Below are 22843 nucleotides of genomic sequence, written 5' to 3' on the forward strand. Positions count from 1 at the left end.
GCCATGGGGATTCTGCTCATTGATGACGCGGAAGAAATCCGGCTGTACCTGGAGACGGTGTTGGCTTCTGCCGGCTACGAAGTCTTTTCGACCGCATCGGCTGACGAGGCCCTCAGCCTGTTAGAACGTCTGCCACAGGTTGCTCTTATCCTGATGGATGTGGTCATGCCGGAGACAGACGGCATCGAACTGTGCCAGCAGATAAAAACGAATTCGGCCTGGCGGGATGTTCCCGTCATCATGGTGACGGCGTTGACAAACATGGAGGATTTGGATCGGGCCTTCGCCGCCGGCGCCATAGATTATATCACAAAGCCCGTTAAAAAGCGGGAACTGCTCGCCCGTATCCGTTCGGCCCTCGCCTTAAAAACGGAGATGGATCGGCGAAAGGCGCGGGAAGAGGAACTGCTTCAAGTAACGGCGGAACTGGAAGAAGCCGTGCGCAAGCTGCAAAACCTATCTTCCCTTGATGGGCTGACCGGCTTGGCCAACCGGCGCCGTTTTGACGAATACCTGGCGATCGAGTGGAATCGGGCGCTCCGCAACGATACGCCCATATCGCTCATTCTCTTTGATATCGACTGGTTCAAGGCCTATAACGATACGTACGGACACATCCAGGGCGATGATTGCCTCAAAAGCATTGCCAGGCTGATGCCGGAGGTGGTTCGCCGGTCTAGCGACCTCGTCTGCCGCTATGGCGGCGAGGAGTTTGCCGTCATCCTGCCAGACACCGACCGGGAAGGCGCCCTGATCGTCGCAGAATCGATCCGCAAAGCTGTGGCGGAAGCAGGGATCGAACATCGCCAGTCCTCCATCGGCCGAGTGACCGTCAGTGTAGGTGTCGCCACCGCCTGCCCCGTCCCGGGCAGCGAGGCGAAATCAATGATCAGTACTGCCGATGAAGCTCTGTACCAGGCCAAAGGACTGGGACGCAACCGGACTGTTGAGGCCCCTTAACCCGGGGTGTTGCGCTGATATCCATTCCCGTCCAATCTTTGCTTTTGAACTTTTTGTCATAGGGTCGGCAAAGCGAAGGCCCTTCGCCATTATTCGTCGGAGGGCTTTCGCTTGCTTTGTTCGCTTGCTTTGATTCACTCTGTGGCAAGGACGGCTCGGCTCTTGTAGGGGTGATGAAAATCGCGCACAGATTGGGAATAATCAGCACGAGGCAGTTCGCGATAAGGACGAAAACAAGAGCAAGCAAAAGGATAATGGATAAAAGGGGAGTGGAGCGCGCTCAAAAGACATCTGATTGGATAAATTTAGTCCTTGATCGTTTCTCTTGAATGTGGTACTATCCTCAAGTGCCGCCGATGAGAACAAAACGGCAAGAAACGAAAAAAATTCTTGTTGACGATTTGGTGGCGATGTGATACGATATCAAACGTTCGCGATAAACCGATGAATCGGCAGCGAGTCAGCGGTGAAGGCGAAAAACTAATACTTTGTCCAAAGACGATTTGTCTGGCGCAGCGAGGATTTACGACCTCAGGCATCGGCGGCTCTACCGCCGCTAACAACCTGGGACCAATCCGCAGCGGAGACAGACAAATCGGTCTCTGTGTGGTTTTCAAGGGGCATATGATGTTCCTTTATCACCCTTGGTGAGTTTTGTTGGGGTGTAGCCAAGCGGTAAGGCAGCGGACTTTGACTCCGCCATTCGTTGGTTCGAATCCAGCCACCCCAGCCATTTTCCCATCACTATCCATGATCCATTAGCTCAGTTGGTAGAGCACCTGACTTTTAATCAGGGTGTCGCTGGTTCGAGTCCAGCATGGATCACCATCGTGGCCCGTTGGTCAAGCGGTCTAAGACACCGCCCTTTCACGGCGGTTACAGGGGTTCGAATCCCCTACGGGTCACCATTTTCCTTCTCTGGGCGATTAGCTCAGCTGGGAGAGCGCCTGCCTTACAAGCAGGATGTCGGCAGTTCGATCCTGTCATCGCCCACCAAAACGGAGCAGTGGTGTAGAGGCCTAACATGCCAGCCTGTCACGCTGGAGATCGCGGGTTCGAATCCCGTCTGCTCCGCCATATTATTTGCCGGCGTAGCTCAACTGGTAGAGCAACTGACTTGTAATCAGTAGGTTGCGGGTTCAAGTCCTGTCGCCGGCTCCATAAACATACTTAAAACTCCCTTGTCGGGGAGTTTTTTGTTTTTGCTACTTTCTCAACAACTGTGCCCAATTTTTTATCTACGGTGATCTGCTCCTTACTTAAGACGAGCTTTATGGGTACTGTACTGTAACCTTCACGGATTGTGGAAAGCGACTTTCAAGAAATAGCATTCAGGTAGTCTTTTGACAAGCCCCTTGGACTTGCTTACAATATACTTGTACCAAAAATATCAATAAACAAGGAGGTTGAACGATGTCTCCCACAAAAACCGTTACCAACGTGTCCGGATTAAAAGGGACAGAGACGGAAAAGAACCTGTTGGCCGCTTTTGCCGGAGAATGCCAAGCCCGAACGAAGTATGATTTCTTTGCTTCGATCGCCGCGAAAGAAGGCTATCAACAGATCTCCGGCTTCTTCTCTGAAACTGCCGAAAACGAGAAACAGCATGCGAAACGATTCTATATGGCCTTAAGCGCCCTCGGAGCGACGACGGATCACCTGGAGCAGTCCGCCGCTGGTGAAAATCATGAGTGGACCGATTTGTACAAGAACTTTGCCGAGACGGCCCGCCAGGAAGGCTTCAACGACATTGCGGACCTCTTCGAGGAGATCGCTGAGGTGGAGGAGCGTCACGAGAAGCGATTCCTCGCTTTGCTGGATAACATCAAGAACGGACGGGTGTTTAAGCGGGATACCCTAGTCGAGTGGAAGTGCCGAAATTGCGGGTACATACACAAAGGAACGGAAGCGCCGGAAGTTTGCCCGGCTTGTCAGCATCCACAGGCTTTTTACGAAATTCATATTTCGAATTACTGATAACGTCAAGCTGATGCACTCCACTCAAAGGATGCATCAGCTTTTTTTTGGAACAGTATTCCATATCCGAGGGAATCTTTGATAATATTGAGGTAACATTGGCGAAGGCCGTTTTCGACGGGGGGGGAAAAGTTGATGATGCGAATCCTGGCCTCCCTGCAGGGGAAGATCCTCTTCGATGAGGCAGATGTACAAGCCCTTAAAAAGCATATCAAGGAGAAGTTCCCGGAAGCATCTCATCGAGAACGGGCTGCTGTCTTGGCCAATGCCGTTCACCGCGTCCTTGATGGGAAAATCCCGATTTTTCCACAAGCCTCCCGGGTGCGAATTCGGCGTAGACTCGTCGAGGAAGCGGTGGTGAAGAAGCGCTTCGTCATCGAAGCAGGGCAGGTCTTCTGGGTCTCTTTGCATGAGGATGTCCCCCCTGACCAGACCGTTGACGCCCTTTGGTTGTGGCTTACCCGTGAACAAGGGATTGATTTACCCCGAGGAGAACTACGGGCCGTAGCAGATAAGCTACGTAAGAAGATTTCGACGGAAAGCATTTCCGATTTTGAAGAGCTGTTGCGAAGTTACAGTTTGAACGAGGACACAGCGAACCAAGATGGCTCTTCGGAAGCGTTTTCCAGTGGCGGCGCAAGTGAAGTTTTGAAGCCTTTGGCTACCGTGCCCCTAACGGCTGCGCCTGCGATCCTTTCGCCTGCGGCCGCTGCCATTGTGGCTGTTGAGCCTGCAGCCATTTCGCCTGCATCCGTTGTCCCTATAACTACTACACTCTCGGTAGGCGACTCTTCCGGCGCTATGACTGTCGGTGGGACTGTGTTGCCCAGTTCCAGAAAGCAACTCCAGAAGGCACGCCGGTTGAATGAACTGGCTAAGGAAAGGCGGGGATGGAAACCGCTTGTGATCGCCTGTCTGGTCGTGCTTGTGTTGTCTCTTTCCGCCTTCTATCGACCGATCCCCTTTGACGTTGAGATCCATCCAGGCAATTCAGCAAAGAATTCTGAAATGTCGATGAAGGGTATCCATCCAACCCTCGATCCCACGGAAGAAAAAGAACGCGCTGATAACCTATTGCCGCCGTCGCTGCGCTACCGCCCTGTACGTGAGGAAGCATTGCGGCAGTGGCTCAATCAGCGCAATTCACTGTTGGCGGAGGAGCCCTATTTCTCGACCATTTTGCAAACAGCCAAAGAGTACAACATTCATCCCTTGTTCATGTTTGCCATTACGGGACAGGAGCAAGGGTTTGTCCCCCGGACGCATAAAGAAGCCCGCAGAATCGCAAATAATCCTTTTAATGTGTATAAAAGTTGGCAAAAATACAATACCCATATTCGCGACTCCAGCGAGATTGCCGCTATGACCATCGTCGCTTTAAGCAAAAACTGCCCTGAAGGCGTCGATCCCATCGCCTGGATCAATACGCGGTATTCGGAAGATGATCGCTGGTATATCGGAGTGAACAGCCTCTTTTCTGCCCTGATGAATGACGTGGAAGAAAAACAGGAGGTTCAGTTATAAGCTGACTGATGTGTGAGGGAAGGAGTTGGGGTTTATTACCGTTGACTTTTTAGGTCGTTAGTGGTATAAATTATTTTTGTCACGGTTTTGTTGAGGTCGCCATAAAAGGGATGAACTCAATAGCTTAAAGGGAACCAAAATATCCCGGTTGACGAGTAGGCTAGAACGTGATATTATAAAGTTCCGTCGTCGGACAGGCGATGTTTCATCGCAACTGTTTGATTTTGAGGGACCGAATTGCTTTTACAGAAACCGAAAAAACTTAGGTTGGTAAACAATTCAGTCTAGATTTCTACGCTATCTTCTATTATAATGTTGATAAATCGCGGTCGTGGCGGAATTGGCAGACGCGCTAGATTCAGGTTCTAGTGGTCGCAAGGCTGTGGAGGTTCAAGTCCTCTCGACCGCACCATGCGGAAGTAGCTCAGCGGTAGAGCATCGCCTTGCCAAGGCGAGGGTCGCGAGTTCGAATCTCGTCTTCCGCTCCATTTGTTTTCATTTGCGTTCAAGTATTAGATAGAGAAGGACCATCCAGTGAGCAGGTGCTGGAAAGGACAGTGGCATCCTTTCCGATCGGTTCGATTCCGTCCACTGGCTCAACCACCGCAAGGTGGTTATTTTTTTGTTTTCTACCCGCCTCTACTCGAGGATGGGGTTTTCTCGTACCCACACCCGTTCCAGGCATTCCTCCAATGCGCGGGTCATCTCCTCCGTATGCACCCGGCTCACGACGACCCGCTCTGACGGGTCCGTGTAACACCAAGACGCCATGGCACAATCTTCACACCGGCCTTCGGGGTGGGGGCGCGGAAAAGGGATGATGATGGCCATCGCACACCTCCCAAAAACGGTCAGGGTCATAAAAACTTATTACGGGCGCCGCGAAAATATGTAGAGCCGCCGGTTGACACGGCGGCTCGAAGCATACCCGGTATTTTACCGGTCTGCCCCTCGTTGAATGAAGGTATGACAGTCTGTCTCGGCGTCGGTGTTGGCGCCCCCGCCGGTCACATAAATCCCGGTGGCGTTGCAACGGTTCTCGGCGTCCCAGAAGTTGCAGTTCTGCACAGTGCAGGTGATCGTTGGCACGGCTTGCTTGCCGGGCTTAAAGGCTTCTGAAAGCACGCCGCCCCAGTTCGTATTGTCCAGAGAGGCGACCATCGTTCCCAAACCACGCTTGCTGAAGGTCTTGCATTTTGTGCCTTCCGAGGCTTTGGGCATATCGCCCTGTTCGTTCAAAATATCGATGTTGGCGGCGCCACAAATCTTTCCCGGCAACCAATGGTTGCAGGTTGACACCTCACAGACCACATCTGGTCTACCCAATGGGAACCACCTCCTAGCGGTAATATGGGCGGAAAGCGCGCATTCTATGTATACACTAAGATTCTCGTAGCATTGCGAGTCAGAATCTGCTAACATAGTGCATGATATCTTAAAGAGGAGGAAATACACATGAGTTCCCAACACAAAAGATGGGCGCTCCCCTTGGCCCTGCTCGTAAGCGTCGGCCTGATGGCATCGACCGTGCTGACGGGCTGCACGTCCGGAAAAGGGCCTCAAAATACGCCTGAAGCCAGCGAGATCATCATTGGCGGCAACTATGAGCTTTCCGGCGGCAACGCCACCTATGGCGCGGCAGCCGTCAACGGTATCAAGCTCTACATCGACGACTTGAACGAAAAGGGCGGACTGCTCGGCAAGAAGGTCAAGTTCGTCTCTTTGGACAACAAGTCGGAAGCCGGCGAAGCGAGCAACGTTGCTGCCCGCCTGATCAATCAGGAAAAAGCCGTCGCCATTCTGGGCGGCGCTGCCTCCAGTTCTACCGTCGGTTTTGTCAAGCTTGCCAATGACAAGAAGACGCCCGTCATTTCCTCCTCTGCCGTCGCCGCCGAGGTAACGGTCGATGAAACGGGCAAAACCCGCGACTACGTCTTCCGCGCCTGCTTCACCGCTCCCTTCCAGGGCGAAGTAATGGCCCAGTACGCTCTCGACTCGCTGAAGCTGAAAAAAGCCGCCATCCTGGTAGACAACCAGTCCCCCTACAGCAAGGGATCCGGCAAGGCCTTCAAGGATTTCTTCATTAAACACGGCGGTCAGATTGTCGCTGAGGAAGGCTATGTGACAGGCGACAAAGATTTCCGTTCCGTCCTCACCCGGATGAAAGGTGTTGACGCCGAGTTGATCTATGTCCCCGGCTACTATGAAGAAGCCGGCTTTATCGTCAAACAAGCGAGGGAACTGGGCATGCCCCTGCCGATCCTAGGCGGCGACGGCTGGGATTCGCCGACCCTCGCCAAGATCGCCGGTGCGGAGAACCTGAACAACACCTTCTTCAGCACCCACTACTCGGAAGAGGAAAAATCCTCCCGAGTGCAGGACTTTATTGCCGCCTACAAGGCCAAATACGGCGAAAACCCGGAAGCTCTTGGCGCATTAGGTTATGACGCTGCCGCGATCATCGTCGACGCCATCAAACGCGCCAACTCGACCGATCCGGAGAAAGTGCGCGAAGCGCTGATCGCCACGAAGGACCTGCAAGCGGTCACCGGCACGATCAGCTTTGACGCTCAGCACAACCCGGTCAAATCGGCCGTCGTCGTGGAAGTGAAAAACGGCAAGTTCACCTTCAAGGAAAAAATCACGCCGAAGAGCTAATCTGGGAAACACCCAAGGTAAGCGCCGACAGACACGGAACCGGTGTTGATAAAAAAGTTATCCAAAAGTGAAAGCGACGCCGAAGGTGATTGCCTCGGCGAAGCCACTCGTTCAACGGATAAATCCGGGGCGGGGCCGACCCAGGCGGGTTGCCCCGCTTTTTGACATGTTTGGGGGAGGTGTCGGTCAATGGGAGAACAACGGGCCCAACTGCTTCGCATCTATTGCCGCCTGCTCGACCATTTCGGTCCCCGGCACTGGTGGCCTGCCGATTCGACGGTAGAGATGGTCATCGGCGCCATTTTGACCCAAAACGTGGCCTGGAAAAATGTCGTGACGGCCATCGATCAACTGAAACAATCTGGTTTGCTCGACATCCAATCCCTGGCGTCAGCGCCGAGGGAGCAACTGGCCCTTCTCGTCCGCTCGACCCGTTATTACAATCAAAAAGCGGAGCGGTTGCAAGCCTTTGCCCGGCTGATCGTTGATGAATACGAAGGAAAATTGGAAAACTTGCTGTCCCTCGAAGCGGGAGAACTGCGCAAACGCTTGCTCGCCATCAAAGGGATCGGCAAGGAGACGGCCGACAGTATCATCCTCTACGGCGCCCAGCAGCCCATTTTCGTCGTCGACGCTTATACACGGCGCATCTTTTCCCGCCTGGGCTTCTTCTCGGAACAAGCCGGCTATGACGAGATGCAGGCTTTTTTTGCCGAGCGGCTGGAACCGGATTTGTATCTCTTTCAGGAGTTTCACGCCCAGATCGACGGCCTTGGCAACCGCCTTTGCCAGGTCAGGAGTCCCGCTTGCCTGGTATGCCCGCTCAACGAGCTCTGCGCTTATGCAAGTCAAGATGCGTAGGGGCGCGCAGTTCCAACGATCAAGGAGCGTGAAGGGGGAATGCATCGATGGGCTTTGCTGGATTCGGTAGAGAGGGATTACTCAAAAGCCGATTTCCAAGGGGCGAATTCGTTCTCGTAACTAACCGCAACCTTTGCCCCAACGGTCAAGACCTGATGGGAGTCGTCGCTGGAGCTATAAAGGGCGGAATCGCGGCTGTCATCCTGCGGGAAAAAGATCTGACTGGGCGGCAACTGCTGGAGCTGGCACAGCAGGCGTTAGTGTTGACCCGCCCCGCGCTCGCGCCGTTGATCATCAACGGGAACCCGGCCGTGGCGCTGGCTGCCGGCGCCGATGGCGTTCACCTCGGCGCTGACGATCTGCCGCCATCAAAAGCGCGTGTTATTCTCGGCCCGGAGATGCTGTTGGGCCGTTCCATCCACTCTGTCGAGGAAGCGCTTGCCCTTGTGGAATCAGGAGAAGCGCGGGCGCTCGACTACTTTCTCTTTGGCAACGTCTTCGAAACGGATTGCAAGCCGGGCAAGCAAGGCGCCGGTTTGCCAGCGTTGACGGAGGTTGTCCGCCGCTCTCCCCTACCGGTTATCGCGATTGGCGGGATAACGGCAAATAACGCGCTCTTAGTCCGTCAGTGCGGCGCTGTAGGTGCGGCCATCATGTCGGCGATCATGACGGCTGCTGATCCTGCTGCCGTCACGAGGGGTATCGTGAACCATGCCGATGCCCATGTCACTCATGGCGCCAGTGGCAAAGATGGTTATGGCGGCATCCTCTATGGCATCATTGGACGGGCACAGGCGGCTGACGACGCCGCGCTGGCCGCGAAAGTGGATGCGGCTTATGCGGGCGGCTGTGACATCATCCAACTGCGGGAGAAGAATATGCCTACCGGCGAATTCTTGCGCCGCGCCCAAATCCTGCGGGAAATCGCGTCACGACGGGGGAAACTGTTTATTGTCAATGATCGCATCGACATCGCCCAGGCTGTAAATGCCGACGGCGTCCACCTGGGCGCCGAGGATCTCCCGCCTGAGGCGGCTCGCCGGATCTGGCCGAAGGGGATCATCGGCGTCACTATTCGCAATCTGGCCCAGGCGCAGGCTGCTGCCGCCGCAGGCGCCGATTATGTTGGCGCCGGCCCTGTCTTTCCGACAACCTCAAAAACACTGGATGCCGAACCGCTAGGTTTTGCTGGTTTACAAGGGATCTGTGAGGCTGTCCGCATTCCGGTGCTGGCCATCGGCGGACTTACTGCCGACAGGATAACCGGGATCAGAAAGACCGGCTGCAGAGGAGTGGCCATGATTTCGGCTCTGTTTGATACGGTCGACGGAGCCGCTGCTGTGACGGAGGCGGCCCAGCGACTGAAGGCGCTGCTGTGACAGAGGTTTCTAGCGACTGAAGGCGCTGTTGTGGATACTGGCGTCTGGCGCTGAAGGCGTTGCTCTGAAAACGGCTAGCGGCCTTGGAGAAAAAGGGCGACTGTGGGCAGGAACGAAGGGCCGCCATGTCCAAAGAGTTTCAGTAAGAGAGATCAAGCAAGAGAGCCTCAGCAAAGAGCATAGCAAGCGGAATCTCAGTAAGAGAGGGCTTGTAAAGCGAGATGGCCCTTGAAATACGTCGAAAGAAAGAGGGATGTCCCCTTGTATTTCGGAGCGCACCTATCCATCTCCAAAGGGTTCGAGGCGGTTGTGCGGGAGGCCCTTTCCATCGGGGCGACGACGTTCCAGTTTTTTACTCGCAATCCCCGTGGCGGGGCGGCCAAAGCGTTGGATCCCGATGACATCGCCCGTTCCTTATTGCTGCGCGAAGAACACGGATTTGGACCCCTTGTGGCCCACGCGCCCTATACGATCAACCTGGCGGCCCCGAAAGAGGAGACATGGGGCTTTGCCAAGACGACACTGGCCGCCGACATCGAACGGATGGCCATCGCCCAAATCCCGTACATCGTTGTCCATCCCGGCAGCCATGTGGGTCAGGGGATCGAGGCCGGGATCGAACGGATCACCCAGGCCTTGAATGAAATCCTCCGTCCCGACCAGGGCGTTACGGTGCTGCTGGAAGGCATGGCCGGCGCTGGCACAGAGGTAGGCGGGCGTTTCGAGGAACTGCGAGCCATCATCGACGGCCTGAAAGCGCCCGAGGTCGTCGGCGTGAACCTGGACTCCTGCCACCTCTTCGGCGCCGGTTATGATGTGAAAAGCGATTTCGCCGCCGTTCTCGACGAGTTTGACCGGATCGTTGGCATCGATCGGCTGAAGGCGATGCACATCAACGACAGCCAGCAGCCGATCGGTTCCCATAAGGACCGCCATGCGCTGTTGGGGCAGGGCTTGATCGGCAGCGACGCCCTGGCGGCTCTGTTGAATCACCCCGCCTTGGCCGAATTGCCGGTGAACCTGGAGACGCCCGGAGAGATCGATGACTACCGCCGGGAAATTGCCTGGATGCGTTCTGTTCGAAAACAATAGACTATGATGTGAGGATGGAAGAGCAATGAACTTGCGCAAAGCCAAGATGAGCGATGTGGAGGACATCCACGCCCTGATCAGCGAGAGTGCCGCCGAAGGGCTGATGTTGGCCCGGTCGAGGAGCCTGCTCTACGAGGGACTGCGGGACATCACCGTCGCCGAAGAAGCGGGCAAGATCGTGGGAACAGGATCGCTGCACATCTTATGGGAGGATCTGGTGGAGATCCGTGCCCTGGCCATCGACAAGGATGCCCGGGGAAAGGGAATCGGCAAGGCGATTGTGGATATGCTGATTGAGGAGGCCAAAAGCCTCGGCATCGATCGCGTATTTGCCTTGACCTATCAGGAGGGCTTTTTTCGCAAGTGCGGATTTGAGGTTGTGCAGAAGGAGCAACTTCCCCATAAGGTTTGGAAGGAATGCATCGACTGCCCCAAATTTCCCAACTGTGACGAAGTGGCCATGTTGCTCCTGGTGAAGTAACTCCCCTGATTCCCTTGTACATACCACGGGTTCGCCGAACCCGCTGTTTTCCCCTATTAACAGCTTTGCGGTGATAGCGGGAAAAGGGTGAAGCGGCGCAGGGGGAACAGGAAGGATGGGAGCGGTCGTGACGCAACAACCCTTGAAGGTTCTCTTCGTATCGGCAGAGGTTGTCCCCTTTGCCAAGGCGGGTGGTTTGGCTGATGTAGCCGGTTCATTGCCGCGGGCGCTGGCCACGATGGGTGTCGATGCCCGTGTTGTCATGCCCCGCCATGGGCAAATCCCCAAAGGCGCCTATGTAACCGATTACATGGTGGAGGTTGACGGACGCAAGGAAACGGCGGTGATCCGCAAAGGGCAGATCGAAGCCCTTCCCGGGGGAAAGGCCGTTCCCGTCTACTTTATCGACAACTACCAGTATTTTAGCCGTGAGAACATTTACGGTTATGGCGATGACGGCGAGCGGTGGGGCTTTTATTCGCGCGCCGTTCTCGAGATGCTCGAACCGGTCGATTTTATTCCGGATATCCTGCATTTTAATGACTGGCAGTGCGGCCCTGCCATCACTCTGCTGAAAGAGGAATACCGCCATCACCCGGCCTATCGCCGGATCGCTAGCGTGCTGACCGTGCACAACCTGGAATACCAGGGCCATTTCGGGCGCGACATCCTTCGGTTCATCGGTTTGCGCGACGATCTCTTTCGTCCGGACGCCTTGGAGTTTTTCGGACAAGTGAATTATATGAAGGCCGGTCTCGTCTTCGCCGATGTGATCAACACGGTGAGCCGGACCTATGCTGAGGAGATCCAAACGCCGGAATACGGTTGGGGCCTGGAGGGGCTCTTGCGGCTCCGCCACATGGATCTCTTCGGGATCGTCAACGGCATCGATGTGGAGGTCTATAATCCGGCCACCGATCCCCATCTCCCTCATCCCTATTCGTTGGACGATCTGGAGGGGAAAAGGAAGAGCAAGGCGGCGTTGCAGCGTGAACTGGGCTTGCCCGAATCGGATGCGCCGCTGCTCGGCCTCGTTCACCGCCTGGTGGACCAAAAAGGCATCAACCTTTTCGAGGGAATTGAGGAAGCGCTCTTTCAGGAGGATCTCCAACTGGCCGTCGTTGGGCAGGGCGATCCCCGCTATGAAGGGCTTTTCCGGCGCTTGCAACAGCATTTTCCGGAGAAGGTGGGCCTCTATATCGGCTTCCATTCGCCGCTGGCGCAGCGGGTCTATGCCGGCAGCGACTTTTTCCTGATGCCGTCGCGTTTCGAACCCTGCGGTTTGGGCCAACTGATCGCCTTCCGCTATGGTTCGGTCCCCATCGTCCGGTCGACGGGAGGATTGGCCGATACGGTGACGGATGCGCGCTTTCCCCATGGAAACGGCTTTGTCTTTGAGTCCTATGCGCCGGAACACTTTCTCGACGCCATCCGCAGGGGTTTGGCCTTGTACCGGCAGAAGGAACGCTGGAACCCGCTTGTTGCCAAGGTGATGGGGCTTGACCACTCTTGGAGAAGATCGGCCGACGAATATGTGGCGCTTTATGCGCGGGCCCGGCGGAAGGTCAATCCAGACCTATAGACATATTTGGAAGGCGAGTCGATAGCCCGAAGAGGGTAGACATCCCTAAGATGGAATCCCGGGGATGCAATCTTGTCCACTTACTGGATCAAAGGTATACTGGGGCTGAAAGTGATTTCCAGGAGGAGGGCGGACATGCGTTATCAGGTTTTGGGAACGACCATGCAGGCACTGAACATCGATTTGGAGCCGGGAGAACGCATTTACACAGAATCAGGGGCCATGACCTGGATGTCGGCCAACGTCCGCATGGACACGAACTTCAAAGGCGGCTTTTTGAAATCGCTGGGACGGGCGCTGTCCGGCGAATCGCTCACTTACACCTTCTTTGAGGCTATGGGCGGACCGGCCAACATCGGGTTTACGCCGACGGCGCCGGGGAAAGTGTTGCCCATTGAATTGAAGCGGGGCTATGAACTGATCTGCCAGCGCGATTCCTTCCTGTGCGCTCAGGAGTCGGTGGAGATGAGCATCTTTTTCCAGCGCAAACTGGGTGCAGGCTTCTTCGGCGGGGAAGGCTTCATCATGCAAAAGCTCTCCGGACAGGGCATGGCTTTCGTCGAGATTGACGGCGAAGTCGTAGAAAAGACATTAGCCCCCGGCGAGCGGCTGATGGTCGATACGGGCCATGTGGCCATGATCGAATCGACTGTTTCCATGGACATTCAAGTCGTCAAAGGTTTCAAGAACGTCATTTTTGGCGGAGAAGGGCTCTTTCTGACCAGCCTGACCGGCCCCGGTCGTGTCTGGCTGCAGACACTCACCCTCGCCAACCTGGCCGGCCGGATTCTGGCCCACGCCGGAACGCGCGAATCCTCCGGCGGCATCGGTGGTTTGAGAGACTTTTTTGATGATTGATTGAATGGTTTATAAAGAGAATTACAAGAATCGCCTATTAGTGAAGGATAAAACCGAAGCGTGTCGAAATTAAGCATCGTGTACGCCATTTTGAAGGCCATGAGGTGAAGAACCTGACGATGCTGGCGTTAATCGGTTTTATCTTAATCGTAAGCGCATTATTGCTGGGTTTATGGTGGGTCTTCCTGCAAGGGACGCCTTTTGGCCAGCTGCCTCTGATGGTTGTTGGATGCGCCTTGATGTGGGTAATCGCCTTCAGCTTTCCCCAGATCACCCTGTTGCCCAGCCCCTACCTGTTACTGGTGGGCGGCGGGTTATTGATCGCCTCTGCCGGCCTGGCGCGCACCTACATGCTTGAGCAGACCGAGGAACAATCGAACCCTCCAGCAGACCAAGCGATGGAAGCTCTCGCTTTGGCTTTACCTGCGCTGGGAAAGGCAGAAGCGTTCGGTTCTTTGCCCCTTTCGTTGCCTGCTCCTGTCGAACAGGAGATAGAAGTCAGCCTGGAGAATGCCCCTGCTGAACTAGAAGAAGAGGCTGAAGAAATTGAGCCATCTTCAATCATAGAAGAGGAGGCGGAAGAATCTGTTTTGACGTCTCCTGGAGAACAAGATGGCGAAGATGAGACCTTGCTGTCTTCTGTCGAACCGGAGACCGAAACGACCGTCCTGTCTACGGAAGGGCGAGAGGACACGCTGTCCACAGATCCCGCCATCTCCACACAAGCTGTGCCAGAAGCAGTGTTTGGGACTGAGCCGGAAGAGACGGCTATCGCTGTTAGCGAAGAAACCTTTGCGACCATGATGGAAGAAGCGGTTGTCGATACACCGGAGGAGTTGCTCACACGGGTCGATCAACCTGCTCCCCTGGCACCAATACCGATAGATCAGCCGACTCCTAACATCGGAAGTCTGATGGATGACGCCTTTCGGCACAAGGCGCGCGGCGATTATCGAAGCGCCCTGGAGATTTTCCACCAGGCCACGCAAACGGGGATCAGCATGGAGGACGAGTTGTTCATCGTCCTTGAAATGTGCGCCATCTACGAACTGATGGAAAGACATGACGATGCCTACCATCAGATCACCCGATACTGGGGAAAATACAAGGGAAATCTGCCCGCACCCATACTGGCGGAGATTGAAACCTACCTGAAAACCTATCGCGCGCCGCGAACGGCCGCTGAAAGAAATATGACAAGGAGGACGGCTGTGTGACCAAGAGCCAGAACATTGTCGGGTTGGCCATTATCAGCATCAATGATGGCCGTGAACTCGGCCTGGTCCGTGACCTGATCATCAATCCTGACCAAGGCGCCGTTGAATACTTGATGGTGGAAAACGAGTCTTGGTACCTCGGGGCGCAGGTGATTCCCTTTGAGCGGCTTCAGGGGGTCGGCGAGTATGCCGTCACCATTGAGAGCGAAGAGGCGCTGCAGCGCCTAACGGATCTGCCCGAGGTGCAGGGACTGATTCAGCGCCAGGTCAAGGTCAAAGGGACGAAGGTGCTGACCAAGCGGGGACGTCTCATCGGCTATGTCAGCGAGTATTTCGTCGATGTGGCTTCTGGCAAGATCACCGGCTGTCTGCTGATGCCCTCGCGGGGACAACTGGGGGCACGCATCATTCCCTCGGAGAGTGTGGTCACCTACGGTCGCGACGTTTTGATCGTCGTAGAAGACTTGGACGAGGTAGCCCTCGAAAAATATGAAGAGGAGTACATCGCCGACGCTGTTCCGGTGGTTCGCCCGGTTCCTGCGGCGGCCCTTTCGTCGACTCCTGCAGTTCCTGATTCTCCCGTCTCCTCAGCGTCTGTTGCGGCCGCATCCCTCCCGGCTGCCGCCGCTCCGGCGACGGTAAACACACCTTCCATCGCCTACGCGCCGGTGGAAGCGGTCGAAGCGCAGCGCCCTGTCCAGGAACTTGTCGTCGAGAAGGCGCCCGCCCTGCCGTTAATCGAAGACCTTTCCGTCAACCCCCAACCCTTCGAGGCTGACGTCGACCCGACAGGTCTCCGTTCGCAATGGGAGGAGAAGCCCCAGGAAGCGGCAACCTTCACTTTCCCTGTCCTGGAGAAAAAAGAAGCTGCGGAAGCAAAGCCAGAAGGCGGCGATGGACAGGATCGGGGCGCCCTGTTCGGCCAAATGCAGCACAAGTACTATGTGGGCAGGGCGCTCACCAAGACGATCACCAACAACCTTGGTGAAGTGATCGCAGAGGAAGGCGACACTATCACCGAAGAGATGATCGAGAAGGTCCGCCAGTCCGGCAAATACCTGGAAATGATCATGAACGTCAAAGATTAAGTTCGTCCTTGCCTTCGAAGCTTCAGAGGAAACGAGGGCGCAAGGTAACAAGCAGATATGAGCGAATAAAAGCGGGCGATCGCTCCGAGAAAGAGCGGTCCGTCCGCTTTTTGGCGTTCATTGGAAATATGAAGGAGAGTGGGGTGCGACGGAGCAAGCGGGGATGTTTGACTTGACAAAAACCGATTATAATAGAAAACGTCTTCCCAATAAGTCATGCATGGAAATACCAGGATAGCCCTAGCATGGTAAACCAATCATCTCATTCATGGCGAAGGGTTGAGGTGAAGCAAAGATGTCTGTCGGCTACAGTGAAGTGAGCCTACATATCCACGGCGTCGACTCGTTGAAAGGGAAACGGCGGGTGCTCAAGAGCATCGTTGAGCGGTTGCGCGGCAAGTTCAACATCTCTGTCGCCGAGGTGGACCAGCATGACCTTTGGCAGGCGTCAGTCATCGGCCTGGCTGTCGTCAGCAATGACCGTACCCATATCCGGCAGGTTCTCGACGCAGCGGTGCGGCAGATCGAGGGAGCGGGCGAGGTGGATGTGGTCGCTGTCGATACGGAGGTTTTGTAACAAGGTGCAGACGAATGCCATGTTGAGAACAACGAATCAAAGAGCCGCAACGATTCTGCTATCGAGTTTTGCACCTGAACCCACAAGGAAATCGGTATGAATGATATACAGAATAGCTCTAATGCAACAACAATCATAGCGAACAATGAGGAAGGGAATCACAATGGAAAAAGCAGAAAAAGCAGCAGCGATTTTTCACGATGGGTACAACTGCGCCCAGGCCGTCATTGCCGCCTTTGCCGAGGACTGCGGTCTCGACGAGGCGACGGCCAAAGGAATGGCGGCGGCTTTTGGCGGCGGTATCGCCCGAACGGGAGAAACCTGCGGTGCTGTCACCGGGGCGATGATGGCCATCGGTCTCAGCTTCCGACAAAAAAGTGGCAGCGACAGTGAGGACAAGGAAAAAACCTATGAGCGGGTTCATGAGTTTTTGCAACGATTTCAGGAACGAAATGGCCTACTCCGTTGCAAGGAACTGCTAGGCTGTGATGTGAGCACGCCGGAAGGGCGACAAGAGGCGAAGGAAGCCGATTACCACAACAGGCGCTGCCCGAAGTTCGTGCGCGATGCTTCAGAGGTCTTAGAATCGTTGCTCCAGGAATGGGAGTCGCGGGATCGCGAATGATTGATCTCAACGCCTCTGGTATTCCGGGGGCGTTTTTTTACTGATGAACCGTTTGTTCAGTGACGTTTACGCAGAACATGCGCTTCCCTTTGCGGTAGAGGGGAAGTCGCTCCGGTAAAAGAGAACAGAAAAGGGATATCGGGCTTCCCGGATTCGAAAAAGCCTAAACCTGGGCAATATATCGTTTTTATTAAAACAAAAGGGCTGCCGATGTCGATCAGCAGCCCTTTGTATCGGATACATTGCTTCGGTTACGCTTGCTCCCTCGTATAGTTCAACAACCCGCCCGCCTTGATGATCGCCACCTGGCGCGGCGTCAGGTCGGGACGGACGAGGAAGGTCTCGCCAGTGGTCACATTGCGGACCTCTAGCGTTTCGCTGGCTCCCAGTTTGGCGGCCACGTCGGCAATCGCCAGGACGTCGCCCTGGCTGACTTTGGCGATGTCGGCGTCATTGGCAAAGGTGAGGGGGAGGATGCCGAAGTTGATCAGGTTGGCCCGGTGAATGCGGGCGAAGGACTGGGTGATGACGGCTTTGATGCCCAGGTACATGGGCGCCAGGGCGGCGTGTTCGCGGGAAGAGCCTTGGCCGTAGTTCTGGCCGCCGACGATGAAGCCCTGGCCGGCGGCTTTGGCCCGCTCAGCGAAGGTGGCGTCGACGCCGGCAAAGACGTGCTGGCTGATGGCAGGGATGTTGGAGCGCAGCGGCAGGATCTTGGCGCCGGCCGGCATGATGTGGTCGGTGGTGATGTTGTCGCCCACCTTGAGGATGACGCCGGCCTGGAGGCTCTCGGGCAGGGGCTGGTTGATCGGCAGGGGCTTGATGTTCGGTCCGCGCAGGACTTCCACCGTGGAGGGGTCGGCGGCCGGTTCGAGGACCATGCGGTCGTCGATGAGGAATTGCTCCGGCATAACCACGTCGATGGCTTCGCCCAGTTCGCGGGGGTCGGTGAGGAGGCCTGTCAAGGCGGCGGCGGCGGCCACTTCAGGGCTGGCCAGGTAGATGGAGGCGTCCTTGGTGCCGCTGCGGCCTTCAAAGTTCCGGTTGAAGGTCCGTACGGAGACGGCGCCCGAGTTGGGCGACTGGCCCATGCCGATGCAGGGGCCGCAGGCCGATTCGAGGATGCGGGCCCCGGCAGCGATCAAATCGCCCAGGGCGCCGTTGCGGGCGAGCATCTCAAAGACTTGGCGGCTACCGGGGGCGATGCCGAGGCTGACCGTCGGGTGGACCGTCTTGCCCTTTAAGATGCCGGCGACGCGCATCAGGTCCGTGTAGGAGGAGTTGGTGCAGGAGCCGATCAGGACCTGGTCGACCTTGATGGGGCCCACTTCGCGGACCGTCTTAACGAGGTCAGGCATGTGGGGGCAGGCGACAGCCGGCTCGAGGGCCGACAGGTCGATGGTCAGCGTCTCTTCATAGGCGGCGTCTGCGTCGGGGCCGAGTTCGACCCAGGCGTCTTCGCGGCCTTGCGCTTTCAGGAAGGCTTTCGTCACTTCGTCGGAGGGGAAGACAGAGGTGGTGGCGCCCAGTTCGGCGCCCATGTTGGTGATGGTGGCCCGCTCGGGAACGGAGAGGGTGGCGACGCCGGGGCCGCAGTATTCGATGATCCGGCCGACGCCGCCCTTGACGGAGAGCAGGCGCAGGACTTCCAGGATGACATCCTTGGCCGATACCCAGGGGGAGAGCTTACCCACCAGGTTGACGCCGACCACTTTCGGGCAGGTCAGGTAGAAGGGGCCGCCACCCATGGCCACAGCCACGTCGAGACCGCCGGCGCCGATGGCGATCATGCCGATGCCGCCGCCGGTGGGGGTGTGCGAATCGGAGCCGAGCAGGGTCTTGCCGGGCACGCCGAAGCGCTCCAGGTGGACCTGGTGGCAGATGCCGTTGCCGGGGCGGGAGAAGCGGATGCCGTGCTTGGCCGCCACTGTCTGCAAGAAACGGTGGTCGTCGGCGTTTTCAAAGCCGCTCTGCAAGGTGTTATGGTCGACGTACGAGACGGAGAGTTCAGTCTTGACGCGGGGAACGCCCATGGCTTCAAACTGCAGGTAGGCCATGGTGCCCGTGGCGTCCTGGGTCAGGGTCTGGTCGATGCGGATGGCGATCTCTTTGCCGGGAACCAGTTCCCCTTCAATCAAATGGGCGGCGAGGATTTTTTGCACAAGGTTTTTGCCCACGGATTTCCCTCCTCAAAAGTGCTCAGTCACTGCTTCACTGGGTTTTGCGAACGACGGGAGAAAAAATATAAATGACGACGCGGTTGTCGCAGTGTCCGTTACAGTAGGAAAGTATATCATTGGAAAGGCTTGATGGACAAGGTGATTTGGGCGTGTATCCACTATACATGAGGAATGCTAACTGGTCAGACGGCTTGGAGATGGCTTTTCCTTTGCAGATGATACTGAAAGAAAATCGGAAGAGTAAGAATGGTCGAACGGTTCTGCCAAGCCTTTGCTGGATTCGCGTGTCGGAATTTGACGAACAATAAGTTTTCATTTTCCTATTGAGTTATCCTATGATGGATAAGAGGGAGGGAGGCAAATGTATTGTCCAAAATGTAAAAATATGCATGAAGAAGGCATTGCGGTATGCGCTTTTTGCGGTGAAAACCTGGTTGACAATCCATCTCCTAGTGAGACTGAAAAAGGAAAGACCCCTTTTATCTATAAGTTGAGTATGGATATACTATCGATGCCTGGAGTAAAAATGGCATTTGCCCCATTTATTTTTGTCTTTCTAATGAATCTTTTTTTATTATGGGATAGAGGCAAGGGGCTTGAACTCTACTTTGGGTTACTCTATATCGTTTACAGTTTGATATTATTCCCTGTAGTCCTCATCATCGCGGTATTTAAGATTAGCGCTCGGTACGTCATAAATTATTTATTAACGTCTATCCTTGTCTCAATTCTCTTATACGCGTTAACGGTGTTGCCGTCAATGTACAGATAAGGACGCAACGCGTATATTCGACGCCGTACAGTAAACGATAGGACAACGAGAAGACACAGGTTGCAAGGAATTTGGTTCAGACAGCATTGTTGCGAGAATATAACAAACAGGGAACCCCCAAACCAACCAGCAGGAAGGATTTTTCACAAAACGGGGAGAACTGTTATTCAGTGCCTGATGGGCACTATTTCCCAATTTACCAAGGCAGATGGAGTGTCGACAACATTGTTTCACATCGTACTGGTAGAACCGGAAATCCCCCCGAACACGGGCAATGTGGCCCGGCTTTGCGCCGGAACGGGCTGCGAACTGCACCTGATCAAGCCCCTCGGGTTTTCCATCGACGACAAGCAACTCAAACGGGCCGGACTGGACTACTGGCACCTGGTTAAGGTCCATGTCCACGAAAACTGGGCCGCCTTTTTGGAAAAGCACCGGCAGGCCAATCTCTTCCTTTTGAGCACCAAAGGGAAAAAGGCCTACCATAAGTTCACCTACCGGCCTGGCGATTTTTTCGTTTTTGGCAAGGAGACGAAGGGGCTGCCCGATGAGATCCTGAAGGAACGGCCCGATCAGGTGGTGCGCATCCCGCTGGTGGCGGACGCCCGATCGCTGAACCTGTCCAATGCGGTCTCCGTCGTCGTCTTCGAGGGGTTGCGCCAAAACGGGTTTGTGGGACTGGTGTAAAGGGAGCTTATCCTTGTGATTCGGGGAACCGGAATGAAGAAAGGGGTATGTGGATGCAAAGCCAGATCAAGCGCATCGGTGTGTTGACCGGCGGCGGCGATTGTCCGGGATTGAACGCGGTCATCCGCGCCGTTGTCAAAACGGCCATTCGGCGCTACGACCTGGAGGTTGTCGGCATCATCGACGGTTTTTACGGCCTCGTCAATGACGTCATGGAACCGCTCACTGAATCGAGTGTGTCCGGCATCCTGCACCGGGGTGGCACCATCCTGGGGACGACCAACCGGGACAACCCCTTTCGCTACGCTGTCGAAAAAGAGGGCAAGCTGACTTTTGAAGACCGCTCGGAGCAGTGCATTGCCAACATGAAAAAGCGGGGCATCGACGCATTGGTCATCATCGGCGGCGACGGCAGCTTGTCCATCGCCCTGGAATTTCATAATAAAGGCATCCCTGTCGTCGGTGTTCCCAAGACGATCGACAACGACCTCTCGGCCACCGATGTCACCTTCGGCTTTGATTCGGCCGTCACGACGGCCACCGAGGCCATCGACAAGCTCCATACGACCGCCGAGTCTCACCACCGGATCATGATCCTCGAAGTGATGGGCCGCTACGCCGGCTGGATCGCCCTCTATTCGGGCTTGGCCGGCGGGGCGGACGTGATTTTAGTGCCGGAAATCCCCTTCGATCTCGGCAAGGTCTGCGACCATATCCGTGCCCGGGCCGAGCGGGGACGCAAGTTCTCCATCGTCGTCATTGCCGAAGGAGCCAAGGAAATCGGCGGCGAGATGGTCGTGCAAAAGATGGTCGCCCAGAGCCACGACCCGGTCCGCCTGGGTGGTATCGGCCATGTGGTGGCCCAGAAGCTGGAAATGTGCACGGGCATGGAGACGCGCGTCACCGTTCTCGGCCATGTCCAGCGGGGCGGCTCGCCGACGGCTGAGGACCGCATCTTAGGCACCCGCTATGGTTCTGCCGCCGTTGATGCGATCATGAGCGGTGACTTCGGCAAAATGGTGGCCTTGCGAACGCCGAAGATCCTGCCGGTACCCCTGGAAGAGGCTGTCGGCACTGCCAAGCAGGTCAATCCGGCTGGTCAACTCGTCCAGACGGCGAAGGCTGTCGGGATCTCTTTTGGCGATTAATCGGTAATATCGCCGAAAAAAACCGGGTGTCATCGCTGCAATACAGTCGCAGAGACAGTCCATAGTCAGCAATTTGATAAAGCAATCTAAGTCCAGGTAAAACATAGGTGTTTTGAAAACAGCGCAAGCCGGGCTTATGCCCGGCTCTTGCCTTGCCGCCCAATAGTTCGACGGCTTTTCGGTGAAACTTGAAAACGACACGACTTAGAACTGAGAAACAGCAGACGTGCAACAGACAATCAACAGACGAAACACAGACGAAACACAGACGAAACACAGACGAAACAACAGGTAAAACAGATCCATGGAGGTTATCGCTGATGCATTCTCCTGCGTCCATCCCAGCCGCCCAGTTTGCCATCATCGGCGGTTCAAGCACCAATTCGTTGCGCTTTCCCGAGGCCCTCAACTATCCCGGCCTGACGGTGTTGGAGACCTACCCGGGGTGGGAAACGCCCTTCGGCCCTAGCCCCGCTTTTGTCTACTTTGAATTGAAAGGACGGCGCGCCCTGACCTGTGTCATGCACGGCTGGCGTCCGGCGGTGAAACGGGCCGACGCCTCGCGGCAGATCTTCTGGGTCTTCCAGCAAGCCGGCGTCAAACAGATCCTCTCCGAGGGCGGCGTCGGGGCGATCAATGAACTGCTGCGCCCGCGCGACCTTGTCATCCCTCACGATTACATCGACTTTTCCCTGCGCAAGGATGTCGATCTGGGAACACCGACCCTTTGCATCATGCGCCAGCCCTTCTGCCCGGTCCTGCGCCGCGCCTTCATCAAAGCTTCCGAGGCGCTGCCCGGCAAAGGGCGCGTCTTCGACCGCTCCAACTACGTCGTCACCGATGGCCGCCATTTTGAGAGCCCGGCGGAGGTGCGCTTTTTCCGCATCGCCGGCGGCGATGTCATCGGCCAGAGCGTCGCGCCGGAGGTCTATCTGGCCCGGGAGATCGGCGCCTGCTATGCCCGCCTTGAACTGGTGGTCAACTACGCTGAAGGGGTGATCACCGACTGGTCCCATCAGGAACTGAAGGACATCTTCTATGAGGAATCAGAGCCGGCGGCGCGACGGTTGCTCATGGCCCTGGAAATGTTGCCGGAAAAACAAGGAGAAGCCCATCTCGGCTGCGAGTGCGCCACCTTGCGAAAGACGACGCTGTTGCGCGATCGGAGCGAGTAACA

Annotated in this window: 20 protein-coding genes and 8 tRNA genes; 25 read left to right on the top strand and 3 right to left on the bottom strand. The window is 55.9% G+C overall.

Features of this window, described 5'->3' with window-relative positions:
* Positions 1-3 precede the first annotated feature (3 nt).
* The 11 genes from AC0CW1_RS16080 to AC0CW1_RS16130 all read left to right on the top strand — a co-directional run bounded on the left by AC0CW1_RS16080 (position 4) and on the right by AC0CW1_RS16130 (position 4949).
* Positions 4-960, top strand: a complete 957-nt coding sequence (locus AC0CW1_RS16080; RefSeq protein ID WP_488184009.1) for a diguanylate cyclase — start codon at positions 4-6, stop codon at positions 958-960.
* Between the two features lie 658 nt (positions 961-1618).
* Positions 1619-1693 (top strand) — tRNA-Gln (locus AC0CW1_RS16085).
* 19 nt (positions 1694-1712) lie between these two features.
* Positions 1713-1788 (top strand) — tRNA-Lys (locus AC0CW1_RS16090).
* 4 nt (positions 1789-1792) lie between these two features.
* Positions 1793-1868, top strand: a tRNA-Glu gene (locus tag AC0CW1_RS16095).
* A gap of 12 nt (positions 1869-1880) precedes the next feature.
* Positions 1881-1956, top strand: a tRNA-Val gene (locus tag AC0CW1_RS16100).
* A gap of 4 nt (positions 1957-1960) precedes the next feature.
* Positions 1961-2037, top strand: a tRNA-Asp gene (locus AC0CW1_RS16105).
* Between the two features lie 8 nt (positions 2038-2045).
* Positions 2046-2121: transfer RNA gene (locus AC0CW1_RS16110), tRNA-Thr, on the top strand.
* 252 nt (positions 2122-2373) lie between these two features.
* Positions 2374-2937, top strand: a complete 564-nt coding sequence (gene rbr / locus AC0CW1_RS16115; protein ID WP_488184010.1) for a rubrerythrin — start codon at positions 2374-2376, stop codon at positions 2935-2937.
* A 135-nt stretch (positions 2938-3072) separates the two neighbouring features.
* Positions 3073-4461 carry a hypothetical protein gene (locus tag AC0CW1_RS16120; protein ID WP_488184011.1) on the top strand — a complete coding sequence of 463 codons (1389 nt, stop codon included), beginning with the start codon at positions 3073-3075 and terminating at the stop codon, positions 4459-4461.
* A 325-nt stretch (positions 4462-4786) separates the two neighbouring features.
* Positions 4787-4873 (top strand) — tRNA-Leu (locus AC0CW1_RS16125).
* Position 4874: 1 nt separating this feature from the next.
* A tRNA-Gly gene (locus tag AC0CW1_RS16130) sits at positions 4875-4949 on the top strand.
* A gap of 151 nt (positions 4950-5100) precedes the next feature.
* On the opposite strand, the gene AC0CW1_RS16135 is transcribed toward AC0CW1_RS16130, so the two are convergent.
* Together AC0CW1_RS16135 and AC0CW1_RS16140 are read right to left on the bottom strand one after the other, a co-directional pair.
* Positions 5101-5292 carry a hypothetical protein gene (locus tag AC0CW1_RS16135; RefSeq protein WP_488184012.1) on the bottom strand — a complete coding sequence of 64 codons (192 nt, stop codon included), beginning with the start codon at positions 5290-5292 and terminating at the stop codon, positions 5101-5103.
* Between the two features lie 105 nt (positions 5293-5397).
* On the bottom strand, positions 5398-5787 hold the full coding sequence (locus AC0CW1_RS16140) for a DUF1540 domain-containing protein (protein ID WP_488184013.1): 390 nt from the start codon (positions 5785-5787) through the stop codon (positions 5398-5400).
* 129 nt (positions 5788-5916) lie between these two features.
* Here AC0CW1_RS16140 and AC0CW1_RS16145 point away from each other — a divergent pair, with 129 nt between their 5' ends.
* From AC0CW1_RS16145 to AC0CW1_RS16195, 11 genes are all read left to right on the top strand, one after another.
* Positions 5917-7119 carry an ABC transporter substrate-binding protein gene (locus AC0CW1_RS16145; RefSeq protein ID WP_488184014.1) on the top strand — a complete coding sequence of 401 codons (1203 nt, stop codon included), beginning with the start codon at positions 5917-5919 and terminating at the stop codon, positions 7117-7119.
* Positions 7120-7308: 189 nt separating this feature from the next.
* Complete coding sequence (locus AC0CW1_RS16150; RefSeq protein ID WP_488184015.1) at positions 7309-7980, top strand: endonuclease III domain-containing protein; 672 nt, start codon at positions 7309-7311, stop codon at positions 7978-7980.
* Between the two features lie 47 nt (positions 7981-8027).
* Positions 8028-9359 carry a thiamine phosphate synthase gene (thiE, locus tag AC0CW1_RS16155; RefSeq protein ID WP_488184016.1) on the top strand — a complete coding sequence of 444 codons (1332 nt, stop codon included), beginning with the start codon at positions 8028-8030 and terminating at the stop codon, positions 9357-9359.
* Positions 9360-9620: 261 nt separating this feature from the next.
* Positions 9621-10451: a deoxyribonuclease IV gene (locus AC0CW1_RS16160; RefSeq protein ID WP_488184017.1), complete on the top strand. Its 831-nt coding sequence runs from the start codon at positions 9621-9623 to the stop codon at positions 10449-10451.
* 25 nt (positions 10452-10476) lie between these two features.
* Positions 10477-10932, top strand: a complete 456-nt coding sequence (locus tag AC0CW1_RS16165) for an N-acetyltransferase (protein ID WP_488184018.1) — start codon at positions 10477-10479, stop codon at positions 10930-10932.
* A 115-nt stretch (positions 10933-11047) separates the two neighbouring features.
* Complete coding sequence (locus AC0CW1_RS16170; RefSeq protein ID WP_488184019.1) at positions 11048-12514, top strand: glycogen synthase; 1467 nt, start codon at positions 11048-11050, stop codon at positions 12512-12514.
* 135 nt (positions 12515-12649) lie between these two features.
* Positions 12650-13372: a TIGR00266 family protein gene (locus AC0CW1_RS16175; RefSeq protein ID WP_488184020.1), complete on the top strand. Its 723-nt coding sequence runs from the start codon at positions 12650-12652 to the stop codon at positions 13370-13372.
* Between the two features lie 104 nt (positions 13373-13476).
* Complete coding sequence (locus AC0CW1_RS16180; RefSeq protein ID WP_488184021.1) at positions 13477-14589, top strand: hypothetical protein; 1113 nt, start codon at positions 13477-13479, stop codon at positions 14587-14589.
* Positions 14586-15677, top strand: a complete 1092-nt coding sequence (locus tag AC0CW1_RS16185) for a PRC-barrel domain-containing protein (protein ID WP_488184022.1) — start codon at positions 14586-14588, stop codon at positions 15675-15677. The genes AC0CW1_RS16180 and AC0CW1_RS16185 overlap by 4 nt, the downstream gene beginning before the upstream one ends.
* A 295-nt stretch (positions 15678-15972) precedes the next feature.
* Positions 15973-16254: a DUF503 domain-containing protein gene (locus tag AC0CW1_RS16190; protein WP_488184023.1), complete on the top strand. Its 282-nt coding sequence runs from the start codon at positions 15973-15975 to the stop codon at positions 16252-16254.
* A gap of 163 nt (positions 16255-16417) precedes the next feature.
* Positions 16418-16879, top strand: coding sequence for a C-GCAxxG-C-C family protein (locus AC0CW1_RS16195; protein WP_488184024.1), 462 nt, complete (start codon positions 16418-16420; stop codon positions 16877-16879).
* A gap of 251 nt (positions 16880-17130) precedes the next feature.
* Here AC0CW1_RS16195 and AC0CW1_RS16200 read toward each other — a convergent pair whose 3' ends face one another.
* Positions 17131-19056, bottom strand: coding sequence for an aconitate hydratase (locus AC0CW1_RS16200; protein ID WP_488184025.1), 1926 nt, complete (start codon positions 19054-19056; stop codon positions 17131-17133).
* Positions 19057-20056: 1000 nt separating this feature from the next.
* Here AC0CW1_RS16200 and trmL point away from each other — a divergent pair.
* The 3 genes from trmL (at position 20057) to AC0CW1_RS16215 (ending at position 22841) form a co-directional block, all read left to right on the top strand.
* Positions 20057-20518, top strand: a complete 462-nt coding sequence (gene trmL / locus AC0CW1_RS16205; protein WP_488184026.1) for a tRNA (uridine(34)/cytosine(34)/5-carboxymethylaminomethyluridine(34)-2'-O)-methyltransferase TrmL — start codon at positions 20057-20059, stop codon at positions 20516-20518.
* A gap of 47 nt (positions 20519-20565) precedes the next feature.
* Complete coding sequence (locus AC0CW1_RS16210; RefSeq protein WP_488184027.1) at positions 20566-21666, top strand: 6-phosphofructokinase; 1101 nt, start codon at positions 20566-20568, stop codon at positions 21664-21666.
* Between the two features lie 320 nt (positions 21667-21986).
* On the top strand, positions 21987-22841 hold the full coding sequence (locus AC0CW1_RS16215) for an MTAP family purine nucleoside phosphorylase (RefSeq protein ID WP_488184028.1): 855 nt from the start codon (positions 21987-21989) through the stop codon (positions 22839-22841).
* Positions 22842-22843 lie beyond the last annotated feature (2 nt).

The organism is Heliomicrobium sulfidophilum (assembly GCF_057715735.1).

Bases quoted from the DNA above. Each gene is read 5' to 3' on its own strand.
- AC0CW1_RS16080 (WP_488184009.1), top strand. From the start codon at position 4: ATGGGGATTCTGCTCATTGATGACGCGGAAGAAATCCGGCTGTACCTG.
- rbr (WP_488184010.1), top strand. From the start codon at position 2,374: ATGTCTCCCACAAAAACCGTTACCAACGTGTCCGGATTAAAAGGGACA.
- AC0CW1_RS16120 (WP_488184011.1), top strand. From the start codon at position 3,073: ATGATGCGAATCCTGGCCTCCCTGCAGGGGAAGATCCTCTTCGATGAG.
- AC0CW1_RS16135 (WP_488184012.1), bottom strand. From the start codon at position 5,292: ATGGCCATCATCATCCCTTTTCCGCGCCCCCACCCCGAAGGCCGGTGT.
- AC0CW1_RS16145 (WP_488184014.1), top strand. From the start codon at position 5,917: ATGAGTTCCCAACACAAAAGATGGGCGCTCCCCTTGGCCCTGCTCGTA.
- AC0CW1_RS16150 (WP_488184015.1), top strand. From the start codon at position 7,309: ATGGGAGAACAACGGGCCCAACTGCTTCGCATCTATTGCCGCCTGCTC.
- thiE (WP_488184016.1), top strand. From the start codon at position 8,028: ATGGGCTTTGCTGGATTCGGTAGAGAGGGATTACTCAAAAGCCGATTT.
- AC0CW1_RS16165 (WP_488184018.1), top strand. From the start codon at position 10,477: ATGAACTTGCGCAAAGCCAAGATGAGCGATGTGGAGGACATCCACGCC.
- AC0CW1_RS16170 (WP_488184019.1), top strand. From the start codon at position 11,048: ATGGGAGCGGTCGTGACGCAACAACCCTTGAAGGTTCTCTTCGTATCG.
- AC0CW1_RS16175 (WP_488184020.1), top strand. From the start codon at position 12,650: ATGCGTTATCAGGTTTTGGGAACGACCATGCAGGCACTGAACATCGAT.
- AC0CW1_RS16190 (WP_488184023.1), top strand. From the start codon at position 15,973: ATGTCTGTCGGCTACAGTGAAGTGAGCCTACATATCCACGGCGTCGAC.
- AC0CW1_RS16195 (WP_488184024.1), top strand. From the start codon at position 16,418: ATGGAAAAAGCAGAAAAAGCAGCAGCGATTTTTCACGATGGGTACAAC.
- AC0CW1_RS16210 (WP_488184027.1), top strand. From the start codon at position 20,566: ATGTGGATGCAAAGCCAGATCAAGCGCATCGGTGTGTTGACCGGCGGC.
- AC0CW1_RS16215 (WP_488184028.1), top strand. From the start codon at position 21,987: ATGCATTCTCCTGCGTCCATCCCAGCCGCCCAGTTTGCCATCATCGGC.